This window comes from Streptomyces sp. NPDC111520 (assembly GCF_055635295.1).
The window spans coordinates 329821-354928 of record NZ_JBVKBW010000001.1 but is presented as its reverse complement, the minus strand read 5'-3'; the positions used below and the strand labels follow the sequence as shown (position 1 = coordinate 354928).

Below are 25108 nucleotides of genomic sequence, written 5' to 3'. Positions count from 1 at the left end.
GGTGGTGCCTAGGGGAGGGTAACGACAGTGGCGGCGTACACGAGCCCTGCCCCGAAACCGATGATCAGTGCCGTGTCGCCGCTCTTGGCCTGTCCGGTGGCGAGCAGACGCTCCATCGCGAGCGGGATCGACGCGGCGGAGGTGTTGCCGGTGGTCTCGATGTCGCGGGCGACCGCGACGTGCTCCGGCAGCTTGAGCGCCTTGATCATCGAGTCGATGATGCGCATGTTGGCCTGGTGCGGGATGAAGACGTCCAGGTCGTCCGCGCTGATCCCGGCGGCGTCCAGCGCCTCCTGGGCCACCTTGGCCATCTCGAACACCGCCCAGCGGAAGACGGTCTGGCCCTCCTGGGTGATCGCGGGGAACTTCAGCTCCCCGTCCTCGCCCACCGGCAGCTGCGAGACGTCGCCCACACGGAAGCGGTCCCACGCGACGGTCTGGGTGATGGTGTTGGACTTGTCGCCCTCCGAGCCCCAGACGGTGGGGCCGATCTCGGGCTCGTCGGCCGGGCCGATGATGACCGCGCCCGCGCCGTCGCCGAAGAGGAAGGCGGTGGCGCGGTCCGACTTGTCCGTCAGGTCGCTCAGCCGCTCGACGCCGATCACCAGGACGTGCTTCGCGCTGCCCTCGGTGACCATGCCCTTGGCGAGGGTCACGGCGTACGTGAAGCCCGCGCAGCCCGCCGAGATGTCGAAGGCGGCCGGCTTGCCCGCGCCGATCCGGTGCGCGATCTCGGTCGCGACGGCCGGGGTCTGCTTGAAGTGGGAGACGGTGGCGACGATGACGCCCCCGATGTCCTCCGCCGAGATCCCCGCGTCGGCGATGGCCTTGCCCGCCGCGGTCACCGACATCTCGGCGACCGTCTCCTCCGGGCCGGCCCAGTGCCGGGAGGCGATGCCCGAGCGCGAGCGGATCCACTCGTCGCTGGAGTCGATGTTCTCCAGGATCACCTCGTTGGGCACCACACGGGTCGGCCGGTAGCCGCCGACGCCCATGATGCGCGCGTACGGGGAGCCCTTGCTGGGCCTGATCTTCGCCATGTCTGCGGGGACTCCTATTCCTGGGTGCCGTGCTCGGCCACGATCGCGCGGGCGGCCTCGAGGTCGTCCGGGGTCTTGAGGGCCAGGGTCGCGACGCCGGGCAGCGCGCGCTTGGCCAGCCCCACCAGGGTGCCACCCGGCACCAGCTCGATGATCGCGGTGACGCCGAGCTCCTTGAAGGTCTCCATGCACAGGTCCCAGCGGACCGGGTTGGACACCTGCGACACCAGGCGCGAGACGACCTCGGCGCCGGAGCGGACGACCGCGCCGTCGGCGTTGGACACGTACGGCAGGGCGGGGTCGGAGACGGCCAGCGACTGCGCCAGCTCCTCCAGCACGGCCACGGCCGGGGTCATGTGGTGGGTGTGGAACGCGCCCGCCACCTTCAGCGGGATGACCCGCGCCTTCTCGGGCTTGTCCGAGGTCAGCTCCGCGAGCTGCTTCGCGGTGCCGGCCGCCACGATCTGACCGGCCCCGTTGATGTTCGCCGGGGTGAGGCCGAGGTTCTCCAGGTGGGCGACGACGACGTCCGGGTCGCCGCCGAGCACGGCCGACATGCCGGTCTCGGTGACGGCCGCGGCCTGGGCCATCGCGGTGCTGCGGGTACGGACGAAGCTCATCGCCGCCTCGGCGCTCAGCACGCCCCCGACGGCCGCCGCCGTGATCTCGCCGACGCTGTGACCCGCCACGGCGCCCAGCGCGGAACGCGTGGCGGCCGGGCCGTCGAGCAGCTGCTCCGCCGCGACCAGACCGGCCGCCACCAGCAGGGGCTGGGCGACCGCGGTGTCACGGATCTCCTCGGCCTCGGCCTTGGTGCCGAAGTGGGCGAGGTCAAGACCGGCGGTCGAGGACAGACCGGAGAGACGGTCGGCGACACCGGGGAGTTCGAGCCACGGGTTCAGGAAGCCGGGGGCCTGGGCGCCCTGGCCGGGAGCGACGAGTACGAGCACGCTTTCAACTCTCTCTTGAGCGAGGTGATCCCCGCCCGTGGGGACAGGGACCAAGAACCGACGGGCGATTTGTTGGTGTCCCACAAAGGCCCTGAGTGGTCTACGGTGTCTGCCCCGACTCGGAGAGCCGGCCCAGGATGAGCGCGATGCGAAGGGTGAAGGCGGAGCGCACGTCCGAGGGCGACCAGCCGGTGACGTCCGTCACACGTCGGAGCCGGTAGCGAACGGTGTTGGGGTGAACGAACAACATCCGGGCGGCCCCTTCCAGCGACGAGGCCTGTTCGAGGTAGACGGACAGAGTCTCAAGCAGTGCCGAACCAGCTTCCTCCAACGGCCTGTAGATCTCCTCCACCAGCTGATCGCGGGCGTGTCGGTCGCCCGCCATCGCGCGCTCCGGGAGCAGGTCGTCGGCGATCACCGGACGCGGCGCGTCGGGCCAGGCCGCGCACGCCTTCAGGCCCGCGGCCGCGGCCGCCGCCGACTTCGACGCCGCCAGCAGGTCGCCGACCACGGGCCCGGCGACCACCGGACCGGCCGCGAACGGCCCGATCAGGGCCTTGGCGACCCGCAGCGGCTCCCCGTCACCACCCGCGACCACGATCAGGCGGTCGCCGAGGACCCCGGTGAGCACCTGCAGCTTGGCGTGCCGCGCCGCCCGCCGGATCGCCTCGACGGTCAGCTCGCTGTCCCCGTTGGGTGCCGTGCCCAGCACCACCACGATCTTGTCGGGGGAGCTCCAGCCCAGCGCCGCCGCCCGCGACAGCACGCCCTCGTCGGCCTCGCCGGACAGCACCGCGTTGACCACCAGGGACTCCAGCCGGGCGTCCCAGGCGCCGCGCGCCTCGGCGGCCTGGGCGTAGACCTGGGCCGTCGCGAAGGCGATCTCCCGCGCGTAGACCAGCAGCGCCTCGCGCAGCACCGACTCGTCGCCGGGGGCCGCGACCTCGTCGATCGCCGACTCCATGACCTCGATGGTGGTGCGCACCATCTCCACCGTCTGGCGCAGCGAGATCGCCCGGGTCAGCTCCCGCGGGGCGGTGCCGAAGACGTCGGTGCTGATCGCCTGGGGGGTCTCCGGGTGGCGGAACCACTCCGTGAAGGCCGCGATGCCCGCCTGCGCCACCAGCCCGATCCACGAGCGGTTCTCCGGGGGCATGGCCCGGTACCAGGGCAGCTGCCCGTCCATCCGCGCGATCGCGGCCGCCGCCAGGCGCCCCGAGGACTTCTCCAGCCTCCTCAGCGTGGCGGAGTGGGGGTGGTCGCGGGCGGGGTCGAATGCGTTCAGCGCGGGTTCTGGCACGGGTACAAGCCTGCCTTATCCGGGCGGATGCATTGGCACGTACCCCTCACCTGCGGCCACCTGCGGCTCAGAGGCGGCCTCCCGAGGCGGAGTCGGCCGACAGCCGCTGCGCGAGGTAGACCGGGATCACCGACGCGACGACGAGCACCGCGGCCACCACGTTGACGACGGGCGCCTGCTGCGGCCTGGCCATGTTGCTGAAGATCCACACGGGGAGGGTCTGGACACCGGGACCCGCGGTGAAGGTGGTGACGACGATCTCGTCGAAGGAGAGGGCGAAGGCCAGCAGTCCGCCGGCCAGCAGCGCGGTGCGCATCAGCGGGAAGGTGATGTCGCGGAAGACCTGGAAGGTGTCGGCCCCCAGGTCCATCGCCGCTTCCTCGTACGAGCCCGAGGTGCGCCGAAGCCGGGCCGCGACGTTGTTGAAGACCACCACGACGCAGAAGGTGGCGTGGCCGACGACGACCGTGAACAGCCCCAGCCCCACGCCGAGCGGCTCCAGCACCGCGCGGAACGCGGTGTTGAGGGCGATGCCCGTGACGATGCCGGGCAGCGCGATCGGCAGGACGACGACGAAGGAGAGCGCCTCCCGCCCGAAGAAGCGGTACCGGGAGACGGCGAAGGCGATCAGGGTGCCCAGGACCAGGGAGACCGCTGTCGCGCCCAGCCCCGCCTTCACCGAGGTCCACAGCGCGGAGCGGGCGCCGGAGCTGTGCCAGGCGTCGGCCCACCAGTGCAGGGTCAGCCCCGAGGGGGGCCAGCCGAAGCCGCGGGCGGCGTTGAAGGAGTTGAGCAGGACGAGCAGCAGCGGCACGTAGATGATCGCGAAGCCCAGCGCGGCCGCGACGCGCAGGGCGATGCGGGCGGGACGGGAGAGTTGCATGGTCACGGCCCTCACAGACTCCGGAGCGCGCCGGTGCGGCGCATGGCCAGCAGGTAGAGGACGATCACCGCGACCGGCACGGTGCCCAGCGCCGCGGCGAGCGGCAGGTCGAGGGTGATGTTGGAGTAGACGACGTTGCCGATCAGCTGGGTCTTGCCGCCGACGATCTGCACGGCGATGTAGTCGCCGAGGCTGAGCGAGAAGGTGAAGACCGAGCCGGCCGCGACCGAGGGCAGCACCATGGGCAGCACCACGGACCGGAAGGTGCGCCAGGTGCGGGCCCCGAGGTCGGCGGAGGCGTCCAGCAGGGCGTCCGGCAGCTGCTCCAGCCCGGCGTGGATCGGCAGGATCATGTAGGGCAGCCACAGGTAGGCCAGCACGACGACCGCCGCGGGCAGCCCGTAGCCGGGTCCGCTCAGGCCGAGTGGCGCCAGCGCCCAGTCCAGCGGCCCGCCCTCGGAGAGCATGATCCGCCAGGCGTACGCCTTGACCAGGTAGCTGGCCCACAGCGGGGTGAGCACGGCGACCACCAGCAGGTGCCGGTACCTGGGGGCGGCCACCCGGGCGGTGTAGAAGGCGATGGGGAAGGCGACGACGACGTCGATCGCGGTCACCGCGACGGCCACGCCGACGCTGCGCAGGGCGACGTCCCGGTAGACGTCCGTGGTGAGGAGGGTGCGGAAGTTGTCGGTGCTCCAGACCCTCACCACGTCGGAGGTGAAGGGGTCGGTCGTCCAGAACGCGGAGAGGAAGAGCGCGGCCAGCGAGCCCAGGTAGGCGAGCACCAGCCAGAGCAGCGGTGCGGACAGCAGCAGCGACAGCCGCAGCCGCGGGCGGCGGTGCAGGGAACCTGCCAGCCGCCGCCCGGGGGTGCCGCCCGCCGTGGTGGGCGGGGTGGGCGGGGTGGACGTGGTGGTCACGGACGGCTCAGCCCTTGATCTCGGTCCAGGCCTGGACCCACTGGGCGTACGGCACGCACTTGACGTCGGTGCGGCCGTCCAGGCACTGCGGGATGGGCGTGTTCCAGAAGTGGACCTGCTTCCAGTAGGGCTCGTCGGCCGCGTGGAAGACGGTGCAGTGGTCCTTGGCCGCCGTCTGGGCGCAGGACCTCTCGTTCGCCGGGGCCTCGCCGAACCACTCGGCGACCTGCGCGTTCACCTTCGGCGAGACGATCCAGTCCAGCCACTTGTAGGCGCAGTTGGGGTGCTGGGCCTTGGCCGAGACCATCCAGGTGTCGGACCAGCCGGTGGAGCCCTCGCTCGGCAGGACCGCCTCGACCGGTGCCTTCTCGGCCTTGGCGAGGTTGGCGATGACCTGCCAACTGGTGCCGATGACGGAGTCGCCGCTCTTGAAGGAGGAGATCTCCTTCAGGTAGTCGCTCCAGTACTCGCCGACGTTGGCGTTCTGCTCCTTCAGCAGGGCGACGGAGGCGTCGAACTGCTTCTGGTCCAGCGCGTACGGGTCCTTGATGCCCAGCTCCGGCTCGGTCTTCATCAGGTAGAGGGCGGCGTCCGCGATGTAGATGGCGGAGTCGTACGCGGTGACGTGGCCCTTGTAGGGGGAGGCCTTGTCGAAGACCGCCGACCAGGAGGTGGGGGCGGGGGAGACCTTGTCGGTGCGGTACATCAGCAGGTTGGCGCCGCGGCCGTGCGGGATGCCGTAGGCGACGCCGTTCACCGAGTTCCACTTCTGCATCTTCAGGTCGGCGAAGACGTCCTTGTAGTTGGGGACGAGGCCGGTGTTGACCGGTGCCGCGTCGCCCGAGGCGATGAGGCGCAGCGAGGCGTCGCCGGAGGCCGACACGGCGTCGTACTGGCCGGTCTTCATCAGGCTGACCATCTCGTCGGAGGTGCCGGCCACCTTGGTGTTGACCTGGCAGCCGGTCTCCTTCTCGAACGGGGTGACCCAGTCGACGGACTTGTCGTTCGAGCCGTCCTCGGCGTAGCCGGCCCAGGCGATCAGGTTCACCGCGCCCTCGGTCTTGCCCAGCGCCTTCGGCGCGCTGAGCTTGGGCGGGGTGAAGGCGCCGCCGGAGGAGCCGGCGCCCTTGCCGGGGGAGGACGACCCGCCGCAGGCGGTGGCCAGGGTCAGGACGGTGCAGGCTGCGAGGGTACGGGTCAGACGCACGTGGACTCCGTTTCCGGGTGGGGGGACTGGACGGTGACGTTGTGCCGGCGGTGCCACTGGAGGCGGACGCGGGTTCCCCGGTAGGCGGCGACGTCGGCCGAGGAGGTCTCATGGTTCTGCTGCAGGGCGGTCAGCCGTCCGCCCCCGTCGAGGTCGACCAGGAAGCGTGTGCTGTCGCCGAGGTAGACGACCTCGGCGACGGTGCCGGAGACGGTGCGCAGCTCGTCGTCGGAGGCGTCCGGGGCGTTTGGGGCGTCCGAGGGGCCGCCGGGACCCAGCAGGCGGATCTTCTCCGGGCGGACGCTGTAGGTCCCGGTGCCGTCGGTGAGCAGGTTGGAGATGCCCACGAAACCCGCGACGAAGGGCGTGGCCGGCCGCTCGTACACCTCGGCGGGGGTGCCGACCTGCTCGATCCGGCCCTGGTTGAAGACCGCGATCCGGTCGCTGAGGGTCAGCGCCTCCTCCTGGTCGTGGGTGACGAGGACGAAGGTGATGCCCACCTCGCGTTGGATCGCCTTCAGTTCGACCTGCATCTGCTCGCGCAGCTTGAGGTCGAGCGCCCCCAGCGGCTCGTCGAGCAGCAGCACCCGGGGACGCCCCACGAGGGCGCGGGCCAGTGCGACGCGCTGCCGCTGGCCGCCGGAGAGCTGTGCCGGGCGGCGCCCGCCGAACCCCTCCAGCCGGACCGACGCCAGCGCCGCGCGGGCGCGTTCGACCCGTTCCGCCTTGGGCACCTTGCGGACCTTCAGCCCGTAGGCGACGTTCTGCTCCACCGTCATGTGCGGGAAGAGCGCGTAGTCCTGGAAGACGGTGTTGACGTCCCGCTCGAAGGGGGCGAGCCGGGTGACGTCCCGGCCGGCCAGCTCCACCGTGCCGCCGGTGGGGGCCTCGAAGCCCGCGACCATCCGCAGCACCGTGGTCTTGCCGGAACCGGAGGGGCCCAGCATCGAGAAGAACTCGCCGTCGGCCACCTCCAGGTCCACCCCGGCGACCGCGTGCACCTGCCCGAAGGACTTGCGCAGGTCCCGCAGGCGTACGGCGGGGGTGCCGCTGTCCGGTTCCTCGGCCGTTCCCTCCATCGGTGGGGAACCTCCCTCTTGGCTGGAGCGTTGACGCGTTGACCGAAAACCTATGAAGTTATATTTCAGAGGACAAGGCCTGCCCGGGGTAAAGCTTTCGCCAAGTGAGAAGGTGTGCGGGTGAGCAAACTTTCGAATGGCGCGCTGCACGCGGTCTTCGCGCCGGTCGGCAACCTCGCCCGGGTCGACGCGGTCGTGCGTCGCCTCGCGGACGCCATCGAACTGGGCCTGCTCGCCGACGGGGAGCAACTGCCCGGCGAGAGCGAGCTCGCCACCCGCCTCGGTGTCTCCACCGTGACCCTGCGCGAGGCCCTCATGGCCCTGCGGCAGCAGGGCCTGGTCACCACCCGCCGCGGCCGCGGCGGCGGCAGCTTCGTCACCGCCCCCGACCGGCCGCGCACCGCCCGGCTCGGCCACCGGCTGGCCGACTGGAGCACCGAGGAACTGCGCGACCTGGCCGACCACTGGGCCGCCGTCGCCGGTACCGCCGCCCTGCTGGCCGCCCAGCGCACCGCGCCGGAGGACCTCGCCCCGCTGGAACGCTCCCTGGAGGAGTTCGAGGCCGCCGCCGACCCCGCCGCCCGCGGCCGCGTCTACGGCCGGCTCCATGTGGAACTCGCCGCCGCCTCCCAGTCGGCCCGTCTCACCAAGGAGGAGATCCGTATCCAGGCGGAGATCGGAGCGCTAATCTGTCTCGCACTCGGGGAGGACGACGCCCGCGCGGCGGTCGTCGGGCTGCACCGCGCGCTGCTCCGCGCCGTGCGCGACGGCGACCCGGAGTTGGCCCGGTCCCTGGCCGAACGACGGGTGCAGGACGCGATGGAACGCCTGATCGGACTGCGTCTGACCGTCACCGGCTGACCCGGGCGTCCCGCACCTCCCGTCCTCCCGCACCGGAGGCAGCCGCCGTGGCCGTCAGCTCAACCGCCCTCGTCGACGAGGTCGTCGCCGACGTCGTGGACCGGGTCCGCGGCACCCTGGAGGACGTCTTCGCCGACGTCGCCCGGGTCGCCGAGCGCACCACCGCCATCGCCGCGGTGCGCGCCGCCGGCCGGGCCCCCACCACGGCCGACCTCGCCGCGCTGCGCCCCCTGCTGCACGACCGGCTGCGGCGCCGTCACGACCTGGTCTCCGGCATCGGCTTCATCGCCGAACCCGGGCTGCTCGGCGACGTACCCGCCTGGCTGGAGTGGTGGCAGAACCACGGCGAGGACGGCCTGCGCCCACTCCTGCCCGACCTCGACCCGGGCACCTCGGCGTACTCCGACTACACCCACTGGGACTGGTTCGCGCTGCCCCGCGCCACCGGCGAACGTGCCGTGGCCGGGCCGTACGTGGACTACCTGTGCTCCGACGAGTACAGCCTCACCCTGTCGGTGCCGGTCCGGCACGGCGGGCACTTCCTCGGGGTCGCCGCGGCCGACGTCTACCTGCGCCACTTCGAGGCCGCCGTGCTGCCCCTGCTGCACCGGCTGCCCGCACCGGCCGCCCTGGTCAACGCCCGGGGCCGGGTCGCCGCCTCCACCGACCCCCGCCACCTGGCCGGTTCCCTCCTGCGCGGTGTCAGCGGCCGGTCCTGCGGACCGATCCCGCTGACGCTGGTCACAGCTCTGCCAGGACCGCGTCCGTGAGCGCCGGCCACAACGGCAGGGCCCACTCGCCGAAGTCACGGTCCGTCAGGACCACGCAGGCGGCGCCCGCGTCGGGGTCCACCCACAGGAAGGTGCCGGACTGGCCGAAGTGGCCGAAGGTGCGCGGGGAGGACGCGGCGCCCGTCCAGTGCGGGGACTTGTGGTCCCGGATCTCGAAGCCCAGGCCCCAGTCGTTGGGGTTCTGACCGCCGTAGCCGGGCAGCACGCCCTTGAGGCCGGGGAAGACGACGGAGGTCGCCGCGGCGACGGTCTGCGGGGCCAGCAGCCGCGGTGCCTGCAGTTCGGCGGCGAAGCGGACCAGGTCGTCGACGGTGGAGACCGCGCCGGCGCCCGCCGAGCCGGGGCAGTCGGTGGCGTGCATGCCGAGCGGCTCCAGCACCGCCTGGCGCAGGTACTCGGCGAAGGGGATCCCGCCGGCCTTGGTGATGTGGTCCGCCAGCGCGTCGAAGCCGGCGTTGGAGTAGATCCGCCGCGTGCCGGGGGCCGCCATCACCCGGTGCTCGTCGAAGGCGAAGCCGGAGGCGTGGGCGAGCAGGTGCCGTACGGTGGAGCCCTCGGGCCCGGCCAGTTCGTCGAGCTCGACCGCGCCCTCCTCCACCGCGACGAGCGCCGCGTAGGCGGACAGCGGCTTGGTCACCGACGCCAGCCGGAAGCGCCGTCCGGTCTCGCCGTACGTTCCCAGGACCGTGCCGTCACGGCGGACGACCGCCGCCGACGCCGTCGGGACAGGCCAGTTCTCGATGGCGCTCAGGCTGCTCAGGCTCCGCATGACGGTGAGCCTAACGAATGGCCTTGCCTGGAGTGCACTCCAGGGTTTTAGCGTGGAACCCATGACCGTGACGCAGGTGGCCAAGAGCAAGCCCGGAAGCGTACGCAACTGCTCCGACGAGGCGCGGCACCCCCTGCCGGACGGCCGGGACCGCTACACGATCAGCGAGGTGGCGGCCTTCACCGGACTGACCGCGCACACGCTGCGCTGGTACGAGCGCATCGGGCTGATGCCGCACGTCGACCGCTCCCACACCGGGCAGCGCCGCTTCACCAACCGCGACCTCGACTGGCTGGCCTTCGTCGGCAAGCTGCGGCTGACCGGCATGCCGGTCGCGGACATGGTCCGCTACGCCGAGCTGGTGCGGCTGGGGCAGCACACCTTCCCCGAGCGGCAGGAGCTGCTGGAGTCCACCCGGCGCGACGTGCTGCGGCGGATCGCCGAGCTGCAGGACACCCTCGCGGTCCTGGACCACAAGATCGACACCTACGCAGACGCCCGCCGGGCGTCGGAGAGGGCGTGAAGCGCATGAGTGACAGCGACACGTACGAGCCGATCGCCGAGGTCACGCTCGGCACGGACGGCCCCCGGGTCGGCGTCCAGGGGCTCGGCTGCATGGGCATGAGCGAGTTCTACGGCCCCACCGACGAGGCCGCCGCCCGCGCCACCCTCGACGCCGCCCTGGACCTCGGGGTCACCCTCCTCGACACCGCCGACGTGTACGGCCTGGGCGCCAACGAGGAGTTCCTCGCCCCCTTCGTGCGCGAGCACCGGGACGAGATCACCCTCGCCACCAAGTTCGGCATGGAACGGAAGGCCGACGACCTGCGGTACCGGGCCGTGCGCAACGACCCGGAGTACGTCCGCCGGGCCGTCGACGGCAGCCTGCGCAGGCTCGGTGTGGACGTCATCGACCTGTACTACATGCACCGCCGCGACCCCGCCGTGCCGCTGGCCGACTCCGTCGGCGCGATGGCCGAGCTGGTGCGGGCGGGCAAGGTCAGGTACCTGGGCCTGTCGGAGGTGACCGGGGCCGAACTGCGCGAGGCGCACGCGGTGCACCCGATCACGGCCGTTCAGTCGGAGTGGTCGCTCTTCAGCCGGGACGTGGAGGTCTCGCTGACCGGCGCCGCCGCCGAGCTGGGGGTGGCGCTCGTGCCGTACTCCCCGCTGGGCCGGGGCTTCCTGACCGGCTCCTTCCAGGACGCCTCCGAGCTGACGGCGGACGACTTCCGGCAGAGCCAGCCCCGCTTCTCGGGGGAGAACGCCAAGCGCAACCTCGACCTGCTGGAGCCGCTGCGGGAGATCGCCGGGGCGCACGGCGCCACGCCCGCACAGATCGCCCTGGCGTGGGTGCAGCAGCGGGCACAGGTGCACGGCCTGACCGTGGTGCCGATCCCGGGGACCCGCAAGGCCGGGCGTCTGCGGGAGAACGCCGCCGCCACCCGGATCGTGCTCGACGCGGCGGAGCTGGGCCGGCTGGAACCGATCGCCGGTCAGGTCGCGGGTGACCGCTACCCGGACATGTCGTCCACGTCGGCGGCGCGCGAGTAGCTCTCACGCTCCAGGGCGGGCCGGGTCCGCGCGGCCCGCTGGACGGCCGCCACGACCGCCGCCGCGAGCGGCAGCGACTCGTGGACGAGGCCGTAGCCCAGTCCGAAGACGACGGTCGCCGGGTCGTCGTCGGGGTTGCCGGCGCCGTGGCCGTCCGCGTCGCGCGGCAGCAGCCGCAGGTGGCCGCCGAGCATCTCGGGGGAGCGCCAGTCGACCCCCGACAGCGCGGCCACCGGGAAGTGCTGGTCGCCGGCCTTCCACTTGGCCGTCGAGGCGCCCGTCCAGAACCAGCGGAAGGACACCGTGTCGCCGTCGAAGGTGGCCTTGCCGTCGTACGCCTTGAACGAGTGGGGAGCGGACGGCACGTCCACCAGGTGGCGCTGGGCGGGCCCGGCCTCCGCGCCGCCTCCGGCCGCGCCGATCGCGGACAGCAGCTCCCCGGCGTAGTACTCGGCGAGCAGTTCCCGCTCCGCGGGCAGCACCAGCCGGTAGGGGTCGGCGGACTCCTTGAGCTGGCCCTTGGCGGCCTCCATCAGGGGGTCGGCGCCCCGGCGCGGAAGCGCGCGCAGCACCATCGTCCCGCGCCGCCCCGGGGCGAGTTCGACGCCCGCGAGGGCTTCGAAGGGGACACGACGCCGGCCCAGGATCTGCAGCAGCTTCGAGTTGCGCATCCCCCGCTCGTAACGGATGAGCACAGCGTCGGCATCGAACTCCCATACGGCGTTGGATCCGGCCAATACGTCACCCATACGGGTCATCGTAGGCCGCGTCGCCGTTTCGGGAACCGGCCGGGCGCGGCCGGACTAGGCCATGTCGGCACACGGGGTGCCCCATCCGGCGCCGCAGGCGCACCGGGTGCGGTGCGTCGCGCGGCGGAGCGCCGTCCTCGGGGTGGCTACTCGGCCACGCCCGCCGTGCAGTCGCTGCCGTCGGCGCACCGGACGTCCGGGTAGCGGCCGAGGGCGATGCTGGTGAAGTTGGCGAGGCTGTCCGTGCCGGAGCGGAAGTAGCCCGCGTGCCCTTCGGCGGCCTCGGAGCTCACCACGCGGGCGCCGAAGGCCCGGGAGACGGGGTCGGCGCCGTGGCCGAGTCCGGCGAACTCCATGTGCGGCACGTCGCCGATCCAGTCGGTGCTGTCCCGGGTCGCCCAGACCCGGGCGGCCGTGCCCAGGTCGGCCGCCTTGTCGACCCGCATGCCGGGGCTGCCGAAGACGGCGATGTCGGAGACCCGGCCGGCCGGCAGGCCGGGGGCGGCGACTCCGCACAGCACCGAGCCGTAGGAATGGCAGAACAGCGAGACGCGGCCGCGGGCGGGCAACGCCCGTACCAGCGCGGCCAGCCGGACGGCGCCCTGCTCGGCCAGTTCCCCGGTGGAGGCGTCCAGGCCGACGCCCTGCGGGGTGGTGTAGTCGGCCCAGGCGATGACGGCCGTCCGGGTGCGCGGGGCGGCGGCGCGCTCGGACGCGTACAGCGAGCGGGCCATGCCGACGGGGGCCCGGGTCGGGTCGTCCTCGCGTTCGAAGGAGAGCACGTCGGTGTCGACCCCGGGCACGACGAGCGACACCCGTTCGGCGGAACCGAGGTCGCCGAAGACCTCGGCGGCGCGGCCCCGGCCGGTGGGGTCGAAGGCGAGGATCTGCCGTCCCCCGTCGAGCAGTGAGGCGTAGCGTTCGGCGCGTCGCGCGGCGTCCTGGCGGCCCTCCGCGGTCAGCAGGGCACTGCGCGAACGGGCGGTCTCCTGGACGCGGGCCGTGCCGAGCGAACGCCGGTTGGCCTGGTAACGCAGGGCGAGCGGGGCGCCGTTGAGGTTGCCGACGACGAGCGGGTAGCGGTCGGCGAGCCGTTTGGCGCCGTCCGGTCCGACCGAGGCGAAGAAGCGCGCGATCACACCGGGGGCCGCCTGGGGATCGGGAAGAGCACGCCCGCCGACCGAGCCGTGCCGCCACGCGGCGGTGGCCACCGACAGCGCGTCCCCGCCGCCCTTGTGCTGGCGCAGCGCGGTCCAGCCGGTGGTCGCCAGCATGACGAAGACCACGGCCAGGGCCAGAAGGGCGCGCAGGGAGGGGGAGCTGAAGCGCTCGTCGACGAGGTTCACTGGGGGACACCCTAGGAGACGCCGGAGACCCCCTGGGCACGCCGTGAGCCAAGTCACGTTTGGAACAAGGAGATTCCGGACACACCCTGGTGTTCGTCCCACGGTTGTGCGAGGACCGGGACCAGCAGGTCGAGGTGTTCCTCGGTGACCCGTCGGATGGACTCCACGGTGGTCTCGTCGCCGTCGCCCCACAGCCGCTGGGCCACCCGGATGACCCCGCCGACGGCCGCCACGAGCACCCGCGGCCGCGGGTCGGCCGCGTCCAGTCCCTCCCGGGCGGCGATGACCGAGGCGAGCCGCTCCTCGACGAGCGCCGAGTGGCGCATCTGGGCGGACAGCAGCGTCGGCGTGGACTCGATCACCCGGTACATCGCCATGTACGTCGACAGCGGCACGACGGCGGCGATGACGGCGCTGATGCTGTGCCAGGACTCGTCCAGCGCCGCGCGCAGCGCCTCGAAGGGCGGTTCGCCGGCCGGGCGCTCGGCCACGGCGGAGACGAAGGCCTCCTCGACGCTGTCCTCCAGCGCGAGCGCGACCTCCTCCTTGCCCGCGAAGTAGCGGAAGAAGGTGCGCTGCGAGACCTCGACCTCGGCGGCGATCTCGTCGACGGTCGTGCGCTCGTAGCCCTTGACGACGAACAGTTCGATCGCGGCCCGTATGAGCGCGTCGCGCGTGCGCTGCTTCTTGCGTTCGCGCAGTCCGCACACGGGCGTCGCGCGCATCGCGTGCTTCATCTGCCGTCCACCTCCAGGGGGCCCCACGATAGTTCCGTGCTTCCTGACAGTTACCGACGGATGACTGCTTTGGTCAAATGTCAGGCACTGACATAATCTCTTGCCCATGACCCAAGGCTCCGTCGTCACCGACAAGGCCCCGGACTCGATACCGGCGCCTTCCAAGAAACCCCTCCGCGGCCACCCCTGGCTGACCCTGTTCTCGGTCGCCATCGGCGTCATGGTGGTGGCCCTGGACGGCACGATCGTCGCCGTCGCCAACCCGGCCATCCAAGCCGACCTGGGTGCCTCCCGCGAGCAGATCCAGTGGATCACCACCGGCTACATGCTGGCCCTGGCGGTCTCGCTGATCACCGCGGGCAAGCTCGGCGACCGGTTCGGCCACCGCCAGACCTTCCTCGTCGGCCTCGCGGGCTTCGCCCTCACCTCCGGCCTGATCGGGGTGTCCAGCGGCGTCGGCATGGTGATCGCGCTCCGCGTCCTGCAGGGCGTGTTCGGCGCGCTGCTGCAGCCCGCCGCGCTCGGCCTGCTGCGCGCCACCTTCCCGGCCGAGAAGCTCAACATGGCCATCGGCATCTGGGGCATGGTCATCGGTGCCTCCACCGCCGCCGGGCCGATCGCGGGCGGTCTGCTCGTCGAGCACGTCAACTGGGAGTCGGTCTTCTTCATCAACGTGCCCGTGGGTCTGGTCGCGCTGGTCCTGGGCCTGGTCATCCTCAAGGACGTGCGCGCCGAGAACGCCCCGCGGTCCTTCGACGTCCCCGGCATCGTGCTGCTCTCCAGCGCGATGTTCGGTCTGGTCTGGGGCCTGATCAAGGCCCCGGAGTGGGGCTGGGGCGACCCGCTGACCCTGGGCTTCCTGGTCGGCTCCGTGCTGCTCTTCGTCCTGTTCGCACTCTGGGAGACCAAGGCCTCCGAGCCGCTGATCCCGCTGCGGATGTTCCGTTCGGTACCGCTGTCCGCGGGCACCGCGCTGATGGTGCTCATGGCCTTCGCCTTCCTGGGCGGCCTGTTCTTCGTCACCTTCTACCTGCAGAACGTCCACGGCATGTCGGCGGTGGAGTGCGGCGTCCACCTGCTGCCGCTCACCGCGATGATGATCGTCAGCTCGCCCGTCGCGGGCGCGCTGATCACCAAGTTCGGTCCCCGGGTGCCGCTGGTCGGCGGCATGGTGTGCACGGCGGTCGCCATGTTCGGCATGACCGGCCTGGAGGCCGACTCCGGCACCGGGGTCATGTCCCTGTGGTTCGCGCTGCTGGGCCTCGGGCTGGCCCCCGTGATGGTCGGCGCCACCGACGTCATCGTCGGCAACGCCCCGCTGGAGCTGTCCGGGGTGGCCGGCGGACTCCAGGGCTCCGCCATGCAGGTCGGCGGCAGCCTCGGTACCGCCGTCCTCGGCACGATCATGGCCTCGCGGGTGGACAGCGCGCTGCCCGAGAAGTGGGCCGCGGCCGGCCTGCCGCCGCTGAAGGGCGAGCAGGCGGCGCAGGCCGCCGACGCGGTCGTGGTCGGCGTGCCGCCCGTCGCCAAGGACACCCCGGCCGAGGTCGTCGCGCTGATCACCAAGGTCACCAACGAGACCTTCCTCTCGGGGATGGGGCTGGCCTTCACCGTCGCCGGCGTCGTGGCCGCCTTCGCCGCGGGCATCGCCTTCCTGACCAAGCGCGGCGTCAACGCCGACGCCGCGGGCGGCGGGGTGCACATCTGACCCCGGACGTTTCCCTATCCGGGTGAACGAGGCCCGGGGCCCTTGGCGGCCCCGGGCCTCGCCGTTCACCGTGGAACTCCGACCACCACGGGGGAGTGATCCACATGCGCAGTGCGGCCCTGACCCTTGCCCTGACCGCGGCGGCAGCGGCCCTGGCGGCCCCCGCGCCGCCCGCGGCCGCCGCCCCCACGGCGTCCGGCCCCACGGCGGCCGGTCCGGCCGGCCGCTGCGACCCGGGGGAGCTGTGCCTGTGGGGGAAGCCGGGATTCCGCGGGGCGCGTCTCGTCCACGAGCTCGCCGACACCGACGTCAACTCCTGCGTGCCGCTGCCGCCCGGGACGTCCGCGAAGTCGTTCGTCAACCGGACGCGCAAGCTCGTGACGACCTACCAGAGCGCCGAGTGCTCCACCGAGGGCGACTTCGAGACGTTCCCGTCCGGCACCTGGGTCCCGGAGTCCGGGCACACCGTCCGCGCCTTCCAGATCGTCGACCAGTGACACGAGCCCGCGGGGAGCCGGGAAACGCCGGGGCCCCCGCCGCGCACTCGCGCGGCGGGGGCCCGGTCGGGACGACGGTGTTACGCGTCGCCGCCCGCAGCGCCGGGGTCGGCGGCGGCGACGTCGAGCAGCTGGTAGCGGTCGATCGCCTGCTTCAGCACGGAGCGGTCGATCTTCCCCTCCCGGGCGAGCTCGGTGAGCACGCCGAGGACCACCGACTGGGCGTCGATGTGGAAGAACCGGCGCGCCGCGCCACGGGTGTCGGCGAAGCCGAAGCCGTCGGCACCGAGCGACTGCCAGGTGCCCGGCACCCAGCGGGAGATCTGGTCCGGGACGGCCCGCATCCAGTCCGAGACGGCCACGAACGGGCCCTCGGAGCCGCTGAGCTTCCGCGTCACGTAGGGGACGCGCTGCTCCTCCTCCGGGTGGAGCAGGTTGTGCTCCTCGGCCTCGACGGCGTCGCGCCGCAGCTCGTTCCAGGAGGTCGCGGACCACACGTCGGCCCGGACGTTCCACTCCTCGGCGAGGATCCGCTGCGCCTCCAGCGCCCACGGCACGCCCACGCCGGAGGCCAGGATCTGCGCCGGGATCGCGCCCGCCTCGGCGGCCCGGTACTTGTACAGGCCCCTGAGGATGCCCTCGACGTCCACGTTCTCCGGCTCGGCCGGCTGGACGATCGGCTCGTTGTAGACGGTGAGGTAGTAGAAGACGTTCGGGTCCTCGCCGGGGGCGGGCTCGCCGTACATGCGGCGCAGGCCGTCCCGGACGATGTGCGCCATCTCGAAGCCGAACGCGGGGTCGTACGCGACGACGGCCGGGTTGGTCGAGGCCAGCAGGTGCGAGTGGCCGTCGGCGTGCTGCAGGCCCTCACCGGTGAGGGTGGTGCGGCCCGCCGTGGCGCCCAGCACGAAGCCGCGCGCCAGCTGGTCGGCCATCTGCCAGAACTGGTCGCCGGTCCGCTGGAAGCCGAACATCGAGTAGAAGACGTAGACCGGGATCAGCGGCTCGCCGTGGGTCGCGTAGGACGACCCGGCGGCGATCAGCGAGGCGGTGCAGCCCGCCTCGGAGATGCCGTCGTGCAGCATCTGGCCGGTCGGGGACTCCTTGTACGCCAGCAGCAGCTCGCGGTCGACCGACTCGTACGTCTGGCCCAGCGGGTTGTAGATCTTGGCCGACGGGAAGAGCGAGTCCATGCCGAAGGTGCGGTACTCGTCCGGGGCGATCGGCACGAAGCGCTTGCCGATCTCCTTGTCCCGCATGAGGTCCTTCAGCAGCCGGACGAAGGCCATGGTGGTGGCGATCGTCTGCTGGCCGGAGCCCTTGCGGGTGCCCGCGTAGGCCTTGTCGTCCGGCAGGGCCAGCGGCTTCGCGCGCACGACGCGGGTCGGGACGTAGCCGCCCAGGCCCTTGCGCCGGTCGTGCATGTACTGGATCTCCTCCGAGTTCCGGCCCGGGTGGTAGTACGGCGGCGCGCCGGACTCCAGCTCCTTGTCGGCGATCGGCAGGTGCAGACGGTCGCGGAAGCGCTTGAGGTCGTCGACCGTCAGCTTCTTCATCTGGTGGGTCGCGTTGCGGCCCTCGAAGTTGGGGCCGAGCGTCCAGCCCTTGACGGTCTGGGCCAGGATCACGGTCGGCTGGCCCTTGTGCTCGCGGGCCGCCTTGTACGCCGCGTAGATCTTGCGGTGGTCGTGGCCGCCGCGGCCCAGGTGCAGGATCTGGGCGTCGGTGAGGCCCTCGACCATCTTGCGCAGCCGGTGGTCGTCGCCGAAGAAGTGGTCGCGGATGTACTCGCCGGTCTCGGTGGCGTAGGTCTGGAACTGGCCGTCGGGCGTGGTGTTGAGCTTGTTCACCAGCACGCCGTCGCGGTCCTGGGCGAGCAGCGGGTCCCAGGTGCGGTCCCAGATCAGCTTGATGACGTTCCAGCCGGCACCGCGGAACTGCGACTCCAGCTCCTGGATGATCTTGCCGTTGCCGCGCACCGGGCCGTCGAGCCGCTGCAGGTTGCAGTTGACGACGAAGGTGAGGTTGTCCAGGCCCTCACGGGCGGCCAGGGAGAGCTGACCGAGCGACTCGGGCTCGTCCATCTCGCCGTCGCCGAGGAAGGCCCACACGTGCGACTGCTCGGTGTCGGCGATGCCGCGCGCCTGCAGGTAGCGGTTCATCCGCGCCTGGTAGATCGCGCCCAGCGGGCCGAGGCCCATGGAGACGGTCGGGAACTCCCAGAAGTCCGGCATGAGCCGCGGGTGCGGGTAGCTCGACAGGCCGTACGGCGCCTTGGACTTCTCCTGGCGGAAGGCGTCGAGCTGGGTCTCGGAGAGCCGGTCCAGCATGAAGGCACGGGCGTACACGCCGGGGGAGGCGTGGCCCTGGAAGAAGATCTGGTCCCCGCCCTTGCCGTCGTCCTTGCCCCGGAAGAAGTGGTTGAAGCCCACGTCGTACAGGGAGGCCGAGGACGCGAAGGTGGCGATGTGCCCGCCGACGCCGATGCCCGGGCGCTGCGCCCGGGACACCATGACCGCCGCGTTCCAGCGGGTCGCGTTCAGGATGCGCCGCTCGATGTCCTCGTTGCCGGGGAAGAACGGCTCGTCCTTGGTGGCGATGGTGTTGACGTAATCGGTGCTGCGCATCTCGGGCACGGCAACCCGCCGCTCGCGGGCTCGCTCGATCAGGCGGAGCATGAGGTAGCGGGCGCGCTCGCGTCCGCGCTCGTCGATGGCGGCGTCAAGCGAGTCGAGCCATTCCGCCGTCTCCTCGGGATCGAAATCCGGGACCTGGCTGGGAAGGCCGCCAATGATGATCGGGTTGCGATCTGATCCGGAAGCCACGCTATTCCTTCGCTTCTAGGGTCTTGCTCTGCTGGGTCGCGCCGCCTCCATCGTGTACCGCGCGTTCGGGATACGTCATCTCTACTGAGTGGTAACCACCACTAAGTGAGACAGACCCCTCTTCCAGACCCTCTTGAGGCTCTCGCATGGCTGTCCGGTGGCCGTTCGACCAAACCGCAACTCTACGCCCACTCGGACGTACGACCGACCGCAACCCCGATTCGGGAGAAACCCTGGCATAGTGGAGTGAGCCACGTCACCCCTCACGGTTCGGGTTGCGGTGACACGTCAACGTTTGGGCGGGATGGGCGGCTGGGTACTTGCGCGATCCGCCGCGCCCGTGTGGACTACCGCCCATAACCCCGCACAGGAGCGGGAAGACAACCCCCATGACAGGAGGCAGAGCGTGAGCGCGACCGCGGGCCACGCGGAGGAGCAAACCAACCCGGCGAGCCGGCTTGGTTTTGAGCCCGGACAGGTGGTCCAGGAGCTCGGCTACGACGACGACGTCGATCACGAGCTCCGTGAGGGTATTGAGGGGATCACGGGCGAAGAGCTCGCGGACGAGGAGTACGACGACGTCGCCGACGGCGTCATCCTGTGGTTCCGTGATGATGACGGCGATCTGACCGACGCCCTGGTCGACGCCACGTCCGCCATCGACGAGGGCGCCCAGATCTGGCTCATGACCCCGAAGACCGGCCGTGACGGGCACGTCGAGCCGAGTGACATCGGAGAGGCCGCGCAGACCGCGGGCCTGGCTCAGACCAGCAGTGTCAACGTCTCCAAGGACTGGACCGCCAGTCGTCTGGTGACCCCCAAGACGGCGAAGGCCGGCAAGCGCTGAGCGCAGCCCGGTACCGCGCCCCCGTGACCGAGCGTCGCGGGGGCGCCTCGTATCGCGTGCGTCCCGCGGTGCGAGACTGACGGAGGGACCCGGCCGTGGGTCCGTCTCCGTCCACCGAGAGGTGTGTCCACCATGGCGCTCGCCGTAGGCGACCAGGCCCCCGACTTCGCGTTGCGGGACCAGCACGGCCGGACCGTGCGGCTGTCCGACTTCAAGGGCTCCAAGAACGTCGTCCTGCTCTTCTTCCCCTTCGCCTTCACCGGGGTCTGCACCGGCGAGCTGTGCGCGCTCCGCGACGAGCTGCCGGCCTTCCAGAACGACGAGGTCCAGCTGCTCGCGGTCTCCAACGACTCGATGCACACCCAGCGCGTCTTCTCCGACCAGGAGGGCCTGGAGTACCCGCTGCTCTCCGACTTCTGGCCGCACGGTGAGGTCTCCCGGGCCTACGACGTCTTCGCCGAGGACAAGGGCTGCGCGGTGCGCGGCACCTTCGTCATCGACAAGGAGGGCGTGATCCGCTGGACCGTCGTCAACGGCCTGCCGGACGCCCGTGACCTGAACGAGTACGTCAAGGCGCTCGAAGCCCTGTAGTCCTGGGGAACCGGGTACTAACCTCAGGGCGTTGATCCTGATACGAGCAGCACGCGATGACATGGGAGGACCCGTGGGAGTCAGCCTCAGCAAGGGTGGCAACGTATCGCTGACGAAGGAGGCCCCCAACCTCACGGCCGTCATCGTCGGCCTCGGCTGGGACGCCCGCACCACCACGGGCGCCGACTTCGACCTCGACGCCAGTGCCCTGCTCACGGGCACCGAGGGCAAGGTGCTCTCCGACCAGCACTTCGTCTTCTTCAACAACCTCAGGAGCCCCGACGGCTCCGTGGAGCACACCGGTGACAACATCACCGGCGAGGGCGAAGGGGACGACGAGCAGATCAAGGTGAACCTGGCCGGCGTGCCGGCCGAGGTCGCCAAGATCGTCTTCCCGGTGTCGATCTACGACGCCGAGACCCGTCAGCAGTCGTTCGGCCAGGTCCGCAACGCGTTCATCCGCGTCGTCAACCAGGCCGACGACAAGGAACTGGCCCGCTACGACCTCACCGAGGACGCCTCGACCGAGACGGCGATGGTCTTCGGCGAGCTCTACCGGCACGGTGCGGAGTGGAAGTTCCGGGCCATCGGCCAGGGTTACGCGTCCGGCCTGCGCGGCATCGCGCAGGACTTCGGCGTCAACGTCTGATTCGCCGGGGCCTCGCGGTCCGCGCACGGCGGGCCGCGAGCCCCCGCGGGGGAGGAGAACAGCATGGGCGTGACGCTCGCCAAGGGAGGCAACGTCTCCCTCACCAAGGCCGCACCCAACCTGACCAGCGTGCTGATCGGGCTCGGCTGGGACGCGCGCTCCACCACCGGGGCGCCCTTCGACCTGGACGCCAGCGCCCTGCTGTGCGCCTCGGGCCGGGTGCTCGGCGACGAGTACTTCGTCTTCTACAACAACCTCAAGAGCCCGGAGGGCTCGGTCGAGCACACCGGCGACAACCTGACCGGTGACGGCGACGGCGACGACGAGGTCCTGCTGGTGGACCTGTCCGCCGTGCCCGAGCGGGTCGACAAGATCGTCTTCCCGGTCTCCATCTACGACGCCGACGCCCGGGGCCAGACCTTCGGCCAGGTCAGCAATGCCTTCATCCGGGTGGTCAACCAGACCGACCAGAGCGAACTGGCGCGCTACGACCTCTCCGAGGACGCCTCGAGCGAAACAGCGATGATCTTCGGTGAGCTCTACAGGTACGGCGGCGAATGGAAGTTCCGAGCCGTTGGCCAGGGGTATGCATCAGGGCTCCGGGGCATCGCCCTAGACTTTGGGGTCAACGTTTCGTAAAGGGATTGGATATCCAGTGCTCCTCCGAACTTTCGGCTGGTCGTTCGGTGTCACCGCCGCCGGCCTCGCCCTCGCCGGTTATCTGTGGGGTGCGGAGGGGCTTGCCCTCGTCGCCATCCTGTCGGTGCTGGAGATCTCGCTCTCCTTCGACAACGCGGTGATCAACGCCGGCATCCTGCGGAAGATGAATGCCTTCTGGCAGAAGATCTTCCTCACCATCGGCATTCTGATCGCCGTCTTCGGCATGCGCCTCGTGTTCCCGATCATCATCGTGTCGATCACGGCGAAGCTCGGGCCCATCGAGGCCATCGACCTGGCGATCAACAACAAGGAACAGTACGAGCACCTCGTCACCTCCGCGCACCCGGCGATCGCCGCGTTCGGCGGGATGTTCCTGTTGATGATCTTCCTCGACTTCATCTTCGAGGAGCGGGAGCACAAGTGGCTCGCCTGGCTGGAGAAGCCGCTCTCCAAGCTCGGCAAGCTCGACACGCTCTCCGTGGTCGTCGCCCTGGTCGCCCTGCTGATCACCGCCACCACCCTCGCCACCGACGTCTCGCACGGCGGCGGCGACAAGTCCTCCACGGTGCTGCTCTCCGGCATCGGCGGCCTCATCACCTACCTCGTCGTCGGCGGCATCTCGGGCTACTTCGAGGACAAGCTGGAGGACGAGGCCGACGAGGCCGACGAGGAACTCGAGGAGATCAGCTCGGGCGGCAAGCCGGCCGGCAGCGGTGCCTCGGCCGTGGGCCTGGCGGGCAAGGCGGCGTTCTTCCTCTTCCTCTACCTCGAGGTCATCGACGCGTCGTTCTCGTTCGACGGCGTCATCGGCGCGTTCGCGATCTCCAACGACATCTTCATCATCGCCCTCGGCCTCGGCATCGGTGCGATGTACATCCGGTCGCTCACCGTGTTCCTGGTGCGCAAGGGCACCCTGGACGACTACGTCTACCTGGAGCACGGCGCGCACTACGCGATCGGCGCGCTGGCCGTCATCCTCCTGGTGACCATCAAGTTCGAGATCAACGAGGTCATCACCGGCCTCATCGGCGTCGTCCTGATCGGCGCTTCCTACTGGTCGTCGGTGGTGCGAAACCGCCGTCTCGGGGAAAGCTCCGAGCAGCGGGACGACAAGACGGAGGTGACGAGCGGGGTCTGACCCCCGGCTCGTCACGACAATCGGGTTCACGCCGCCCCCCGCCGACCGGTGGGGGGCGGCCTGCGTGCAGGGGACGGACGGACATGTGGAACTTCCTGCGGCCGAGCGGCGGCTTCAACGCGCAGTTCGACATGGCGAACGCGCACACCATCGAGCTCACCAAGCGGCACCAGGTCGTCTCGCTGACCAAGCAGGGCGCGGCCGTCGGCAACCTGCGCATCAACCTGTCCTGGCAGATGCGCACCTCCGACACCGGCGGCTGGAACCAGCGCGGCGGCTCCTGGCTGAGCCGGCAGATGCACCTGTTCAAGCCGGAGCCCGTGCAGGCCGCCGGCCCCGCCATGGTCAACGTCGACCTCGACCTGGCGTGCATGTACGAGTTGGCCGACGGCACCAAGGGCGTGGTCCAGCCGCTCGGCAACTTCCTCGGCGACCTCGACGCCCCGCCGTACATCCAGATGACCGGCGACGACCGCTTCGGCGGCTCGTCCGGCGAGACGCTCTACATCAACCTCGACAAGCACGAAGAGTTCAGGCGCATGCTCGTGTTCGTCTACATCTACGACGGCACGCCCGCCTTCGACCGCACCCACGCCAAGGTGGAGATCTTCCCCAGTTCGGGCCCGCGGATCGAGATCCTGCTGGACGAGCGCGAACCGCAGGCCCGCTCCTGTGCCGTGGTGCTCATCGAGAACAGGAAGGGCGACCTGACCGTGCGCCGCGAGGTGAAGTACGTCTACGGCTTCCAGGCCGAGCTCGACCGGCTCTACGGCTGGGGCCTGCAGTGGGGCCGCGGCTACAAGACCAAGGTCTGAGCGCGCGGCCCCGTGCCGGGCCCGCTCAGCGGCGTTCCTGGAACTGCGGGCCCATCGGCGGCAGCCGGAACCCCTGGACCGGCTGCGGGTAGCCGTACGCGGGACCGGGGGCCGCGGAGGTCGGCGCGGGCTGCTCCTGCGGGTAGCCGTACGCCGGGGCGGCGGCCACGGTCGGCTGGGGCTCCTGCGGGTAGCCGTACGCCGGCGCCGCGGCCACGGTCGGTTGGGGCTCCTGCGGGTAGCCGTACGCCGGGGCGGCGGCCACCGTGGGCTGGGGCTCCTGCGGGTAGCCGTAGGCGGGCGGCGCGCTGGGCTGCGGGGGCACCTGGGCCGGGGCCTGCAGGGTGTACGCGTCCGGCTCCCCGGTCACCGCGACGGTCGGCGGCACGGGCTGCGGCACCGCGGCCGCCTCGCCCTCCGGCCGCGGCGGCGGCGCCTCGTCGAGGTCGCCCTCCTCCACGGTGATGCCGAACTCGGTGGCCAGCGCCTCCAGCCCCGCCGCGTAGCCCTGCCCCAGCGCGCGGAACTTCCAGCCGCCCGACCGGCGGTACAGCTCGCCGCAGATCAGGGCCGACTCGTCGCCGGTGTCCGGGACGACGTCGAAGAGCGCCAGCGGCTCGGCGTCGGCGCCGCCTGCCGTGTCGTACAGCAGCACCGTCAGGTCGGAGACCAGGGCGAAGGGGCCGCCGTCCGAGGAGGCCGCGACGACCACCCGGTCCACGCCCTCCTCCAGCGCGGTCAGGTCGACCTCGATCGCGTCCGTCAGGCCGGCCGGCTCGCTGCGCTTGGGCAGGTGCCGGGCGGCGCCCCCAGGGTGCCGGGGCTGGTTGTAGAAGATGAAGTCCTCGTCCGAGCGCACCCGGCCGTCCGCACCCAGCAGCAGCGCCGAGGCGTCGACGTCCGGCACACCCGCCCCCGGGCTCCAGCGGAGCACCGCCCGCACCCCCGAGGCCGTCACCGGGATGTTGGAGCCCTTCACCATCGCCTGCGTCATGCGCGTAATCCTGCCCTCCCGGGGGCCGTGGCCACAACGCGGGGCGTGTGACGGGTGCGGCGAGGGGGAGAGATGCGGACAGGTCGACACGTTCCGGACCCGCGGGGGTTACCTGATTTTCACGTACGCCGGGAACGTCCGCAGGGGGCTCGCACGTACGATAATCGGCCACGGCGTCGGGGGACGCTTCCCACCACA

The 25108-nt window shown here is 71.2% G+C and carries 25 protein-coding genes; 12 read left to right on the top strand and 13 right to left on the bottom strand.

The features are described 5' to 3' along the window. Nucleotides 1-8: 8 nt before the first annotated feature. From ACZ7MY_RS01655 to ACZ7MY_RS01625, 7 genes are all read right to left on the bottom strand, one after another. Nucleotides 9-1040 carry a ketoacyl-ACP synthase III gene (locus tag ACZ7MY_RS01655; RefSeq protein WP_499598692.1) on the bottom strand — a complete coding sequence of 344 codons (1032 nt, stop codon included), beginning with the start codon at nt 1038-1040 and terminating at the stop codon, nt 9-11. Between the two features lie 14 nt (nt 1041-1054). Beyond that, nucleotides 1055-1990, bottom strand: coding sequence for an ACP S-malonyltransferase (locus tag ACZ7MY_RS01650; RefSeq protein WP_499598690.1), 936 nt, complete (start codon nt 1988-1990; stop codon nt 1055-1057). 100 nt (nt 1991-2090) lie between these two features. Beyond that, the gene (locus tag ACZ7MY_RS01645) at nt 2091-3290 is read right to left on the bottom strand and encodes a PucR family transcriptional regulator (RefSeq protein ID WP_499598689.1); all 1200 of its coding nucleotides are present in this window, start codon (nt 3288-3290) and stop codon (nt 2091-2093) included. A gap of 67 nt (nt 3291-3357) precedes the next feature. Then, on the bottom strand, nt 3358-4173 hold the full coding sequence (locus tag ACZ7MY_RS01640) for an ABC transporter permease (RefSeq protein ID WP_499598688.1): 816 nt from the start codon (nt 4171-4173) through the stop codon (nt 3358-3360). An 11-nt stretch (nt 4174-4184) separates the two neighbouring features. Then, complete coding sequence (locus ACZ7MY_RS01635) at nt 4185-5093, bottom strand: ABC transporter permease (RefSeq protein WP_499598686.1); 909 nt, start codon at nt 5091-5093, stop codon at nt 4185-4187. 7 nt (nt 5094-5100) lie between these two features. Next, on the bottom strand, nt 5101-6300 hold the full coding sequence (locus tag ACZ7MY_RS01630) for an ABC transporter substrate-binding protein (protein WP_499598685.1): 1200 nt from the start codon (nt 6298-6300) through the stop codon (nt 5101-5103). Beyond that, nucleotides 6291-7379, bottom strand: coding sequence for an ABC transporter ATP-binding protein (locus ACZ7MY_RS01625; protein WP_499598683.1), 1089 nt, complete (start codon nt 7377-7379; stop codon nt 6291-6293). Before ACZ7MY_RS01625 ends, ACZ7MY_RS01630 begins: the two co-directional genes overlap by 10 nt. A gap of 114 nt (nt 7380-7493) precedes the next feature. Between ACZ7MY_RS01625 and ACZ7MY_RS01620 the strand changes: the two genes are divergently transcribed. Together ACZ7MY_RS01620 and ACZ7MY_RS01615 are read left to right on the top strand one after the other, a co-directional pair. Then, nucleotides 7494-8240: a FadR/GntR family transcriptional regulator gene (locus tag ACZ7MY_RS01620; RefSeq protein ID WP_499598681.1), complete on the top strand. Its 747-nt coding sequence runs from the start codon at nt 7494-7496 to the stop codon at nt 8238-8240. Nucleotides 8241-8287: 47 nt separating this feature from the next. Continuing rightward, nucleotides 8288-9010 carry a cache domain-containing protein gene (locus ACZ7MY_RS01615; protein WP_499598679.1) on the top strand — a complete coding sequence of 241 codons (723 nt, stop codon included), beginning with the start codon at nt 8288-8290 and terminating at the stop codon, nt 9008-9010. Here ACZ7MY_RS01615 and ACZ7MY_RS01610 read toward each other — a convergent pair. Continuing rightward, nucleotides 8982-9800 carry a serine hydrolase domain-containing protein gene (locus tag ACZ7MY_RS01610; RefSeq protein WP_499598677.1) on the bottom strand — a complete coding sequence of 273 codons (819 nt, stop codon included), beginning with the start codon at nt 9798-9800 and terminating at the stop codon, nt 8982-8984. The genes ACZ7MY_RS01615 and ACZ7MY_RS01610 overlap by 29 nt on opposite strands. Before the next feature lie 61 nt (nt 9801-9861). Here ACZ7MY_RS01610 and ACZ7MY_RS01605 point away from each other — a divergent pair, with 61 nt between their 5' ends. Together ACZ7MY_RS01605 and ACZ7MY_RS01600 are read left to right on the top strand one after the other, a co-directional pair. After that, nucleotides 9862-10323 carry a MerR family transcriptional regulator gene (locus ACZ7MY_RS01605; RefSeq protein WP_499598675.1) on the top strand — a complete coding sequence of 154 codons (462 nt, stop codon included), beginning with the start codon at nt 9862-9864 and terminating at the stop codon, nt 10321-10323. A 5-nt stretch (nt 10324-10328) separates the two neighbouring features. Then, entirely contained in the window at nt 10329-11354 is a 1026-nt protein-coding gene (locus ACZ7MY_RS01600) for an aldo/keto reductase (RefSeq protein WP_499598673.1), read from the top strand. Here ACZ7MY_RS01600 and ACZ7MY_RS01595 read toward each other — a convergent pair. The 3 genes from ACZ7MY_RS01595 to ACZ7MY_RS01585 form a co-directional block, all read right to left on the bottom strand. Beyond that, entirely contained in the window at nt 11315-12103 is a 789-nt protein-coding gene (locus ACZ7MY_RS01595) for a DUF4429 domain-containing protein (protein WP_499598671.1), read from the bottom strand. The two genes, ACZ7MY_RS01600 and ACZ7MY_RS01595, sit on opposite strands and share 40 nt — an antisense overlap. Nucleotides 12104-12249: 146 nt before the next feature. Further along, the gene (locus ACZ7MY_RS01590; protein WP_499598670.1) at nt 12250-13449 is read right to left on the bottom strand and encodes an alpha/beta hydrolase; all 1200 of its coding nucleotides are present in this window, start codon (nt 13447-13449) and stop codon (nt 12250-12252) included. Between the two features lie 53 nt (nt 13450-13502). Beyond that, on the bottom strand, nt 13503-14186 hold the full coding sequence (locus ACZ7MY_RS01585; protein ID WP_499598668.1) for a TetR/AcrR family transcriptional regulator: 684 nt from the start codon (nt 14184-14186) through the stop codon (nt 13503-13505). A 106-nt stretch (nt 14187-14292) separates the two neighbouring features. Here ACZ7MY_RS01585 and ACZ7MY_RS01580 point away from each other — a divergent pair, with 106 nt between their 5' ends. Both ACZ7MY_RS01580 and ACZ7MY_RS01575 read left to right on the top strand, forming a co-directional pair. Next, on the top strand, nt 14293-15894 hold the full coding sequence (locus tag ACZ7MY_RS01580) for an MFS transporter (protein ID WP_499598667.1): 1602 nt from the start codon (nt 14293-14295) through the stop codon (nt 15892-15894). 104 nt (nt 15895-15998) lie between these two features. Then, complete coding sequence (locus tag ACZ7MY_RS01575) at nt 15999-16391, top strand: peptidase inhibitor family I36 protein (RefSeq protein ID WP_499598665.1); 393 nt, start codon at nt 15999-16001, stop codon at nt 16389-16391. Between the two features lie 80 nt (nt 16392-16471). Here the strand turns inward: ACZ7MY_RS01575 and aceE are convergent, their stop codons facing one another. After that, a complete protein-coding gene (aceE, locus tag ACZ7MY_RS01570; RefSeq protein WP_499598663.1) occupies nt 16472-19216 on the bottom strand; it encodes a pyruvate dehydrogenase (acetyl-transferring), homodimeric type in 2745 nt (914 codons plus the stop codon). 406 nt (nt 19217-19622) lie between these two features. On the opposite strand from aceE, the gene ACZ7MY_RS01565 reads away from it, so the two are divergent. From ACZ7MY_RS01565 to ACZ7MY_RS01540, 6 genes are all read left to right on the top strand, one after another. Then, the gene (locus ACZ7MY_RS01565; protein WP_026250565.1) at nt 19623-20063 is read left to right on the top strand and encodes a DUF3052 domain-containing protein; all 441 of its coding nucleotides are present in this window, start codon (nt 19623-19625) and stop codon (nt 20061-20063) included. A 132-nt stretch (nt 20064-20195) separates the two neighbouring features. Beyond that, entirely contained in the window at nt 20196-20654 is a 459-nt protein-coding gene (locus ACZ7MY_RS01560; RefSeq protein ID WP_499598661.1) for a peroxiredoxin, read from the top strand. Between the two features lie 73 nt (nt 20655-20727). Continuing rightward, a complete protein-coding gene (locus ACZ7MY_RS01555; protein WP_499598660.1) occupies nt 20728-21303 on the top strand; it encodes a TerD family protein in 576 nt (191 codons plus the stop codon). A gap of 63 nt (nt 21304-21366) precedes the next feature. Continuing rightward, the gene (locus tag ACZ7MY_RS01550; RefSeq protein ID WP_431966316.1) at nt 21367-21942 is read left to right on the top strand and encodes a TerD family protein; all 576 of its coding nucleotides are present in this window, start codon (nt 21367-21369) and stop codon (nt 21940-21942) included. A gap of 16 nt (nt 21943-21958) precedes the next feature. Continuing rightward, a complete protein-coding gene (locus ACZ7MY_RS01545) occupies nt 21959-23101 on the top strand; it encodes a DUF475 domain-containing protein (protein ID WP_499598659.1) in 1143 nt (380 codons plus the stop codon). An 83-nt stretch (nt 23102-23184) separates the two neighbouring features. Next, nucleotides 23185-23916 carry a TerD family protein gene (locus ACZ7MY_RS01540; RefSeq protein ID WP_499598658.1) on the top strand — a complete coding sequence of 244 codons (732 nt, stop codon included), beginning with the start codon at nt 23185-23187 and terminating at the stop codon, nt 23914-23916. A gap of 25 nt (nt 23917-23941) precedes the next feature. Here the strand turns inward: ACZ7MY_RS01540 and ACZ7MY_RS01535 are convergent, their stop codons facing one another. Beyond that, complete coding sequence (locus ACZ7MY_RS01535) at nt 23942-24910, bottom strand: TerD family protein (RefSeq protein WP_499598657.1); 969 nt, start codon at nt 24908-24910, stop codon at nt 23942-23944. Between the last annotated feature and the right edge of the window lie 198 nt (nt 24911-25108).

Excerpts from the sequence above, each read along its gene's own strand:
- ACZ7MY_RS01655 (WP_499598692.1), bottom strand. The coding sequence starts at position 1,040 with ATGGCGAAGATCAGGCCCAGCAAGGGCTCCCCGTACGCGCGCATCATG.
- ACZ7MY_RS01625 (WP_499598683.1), bottom strand. The coding sequence starts at position 7,379 with ATGGAGGGAACGGCCGAGGAACCGGACAGCGGCACCCCCGCCGTACGC.
- ACZ7MY_RS01595 (WP_499598671.1), bottom strand. The coding sequence starts at position 12,103 with ATGGGTGACGTATTGGCCGGATCCAACGCCGTATGGGAGTTCGATGCC.
- ACZ7MY_RS01550 (WP_431966316.1), top strand. The coding sequence starts at position 21,367 with ATGGGCGTGACGCTCGCCAAGGGAGGCAACGTCTCCCTCACCAAGGCC.
- ACZ7MY_RS01600 (WP_499598673.1), top strand. The coding sequence starts at position 10,329 with ATGAGTGACAGCGACACGTACGAGCCGATCGCCGAGGTCACGCTCGGC.
- ACZ7MY_RS01575 (WP_499598665.1), top strand. The coding sequence starts at position 15,999 with ATGCGCAGTGCGGCCCTGACCCTTGCCCTGACCGCGGCGGCAGCGGCC.
- ACZ7MY_RS01580 (WP_499598667.1), top strand. The coding sequence starts at position 14,293 with ATGACCCAAGGCTCCGTCGTCACCGACAAGGCCCCGGACTCGATACCG.
- ACZ7MY_RS01640 (WP_499598688.1), bottom strand. The coding sequence starts at position 4,173 with ATGCAACTCTCCCGTCCCGCCCGCATCGCCCTGCGCGTCGCGGCCGCG.
- ACZ7MY_RS01540 (WP_499598658.1), top strand. The coding sequence starts at position 23,185 with ATGTGGAACTTCCTGCGGCCGAGCGGCGGCTTCAACGCGCAGTTCGAC.
- ACZ7MY_RS01560 (WP_499598661.1), top strand. The coding sequence starts at position 20,196 with ATGGCGCTCGCCGTAGGCGACCAGGCCCCCGACTTCGCGTTGCGGGAC.
- ACZ7MY_RS01535 (WP_499598657.1), bottom strand. The coding sequence starts at position 24,910 with ATGACGCAGGCGATGGTGAAGGGCTCCAACATCCCGGTGACGGCCTCG.
- ACZ7MY_RS01585 (WP_499598668.1), bottom strand. The coding sequence starts at position 14,186 with ATGAAGCACGCGATGCGCGCGACGCCCGTGTGCGGACTGCGCGAACGC.
- ACZ7MY_RS01610 (WP_499598677.1), bottom strand. The coding sequence starts at position 9,800 with ATGCGGAGCCTGAGCAGCCTGAGCGCCATCGAGAACTGGCCTGTCCCG.
- ACZ7MY_RS01605 (WP_499598675.1), top strand. The coding sequence starts at position 9,862 with ATGACCGTGACGCAGGTGGCCAAGAGCAAGCCCGGAAGCGTACGCAAC.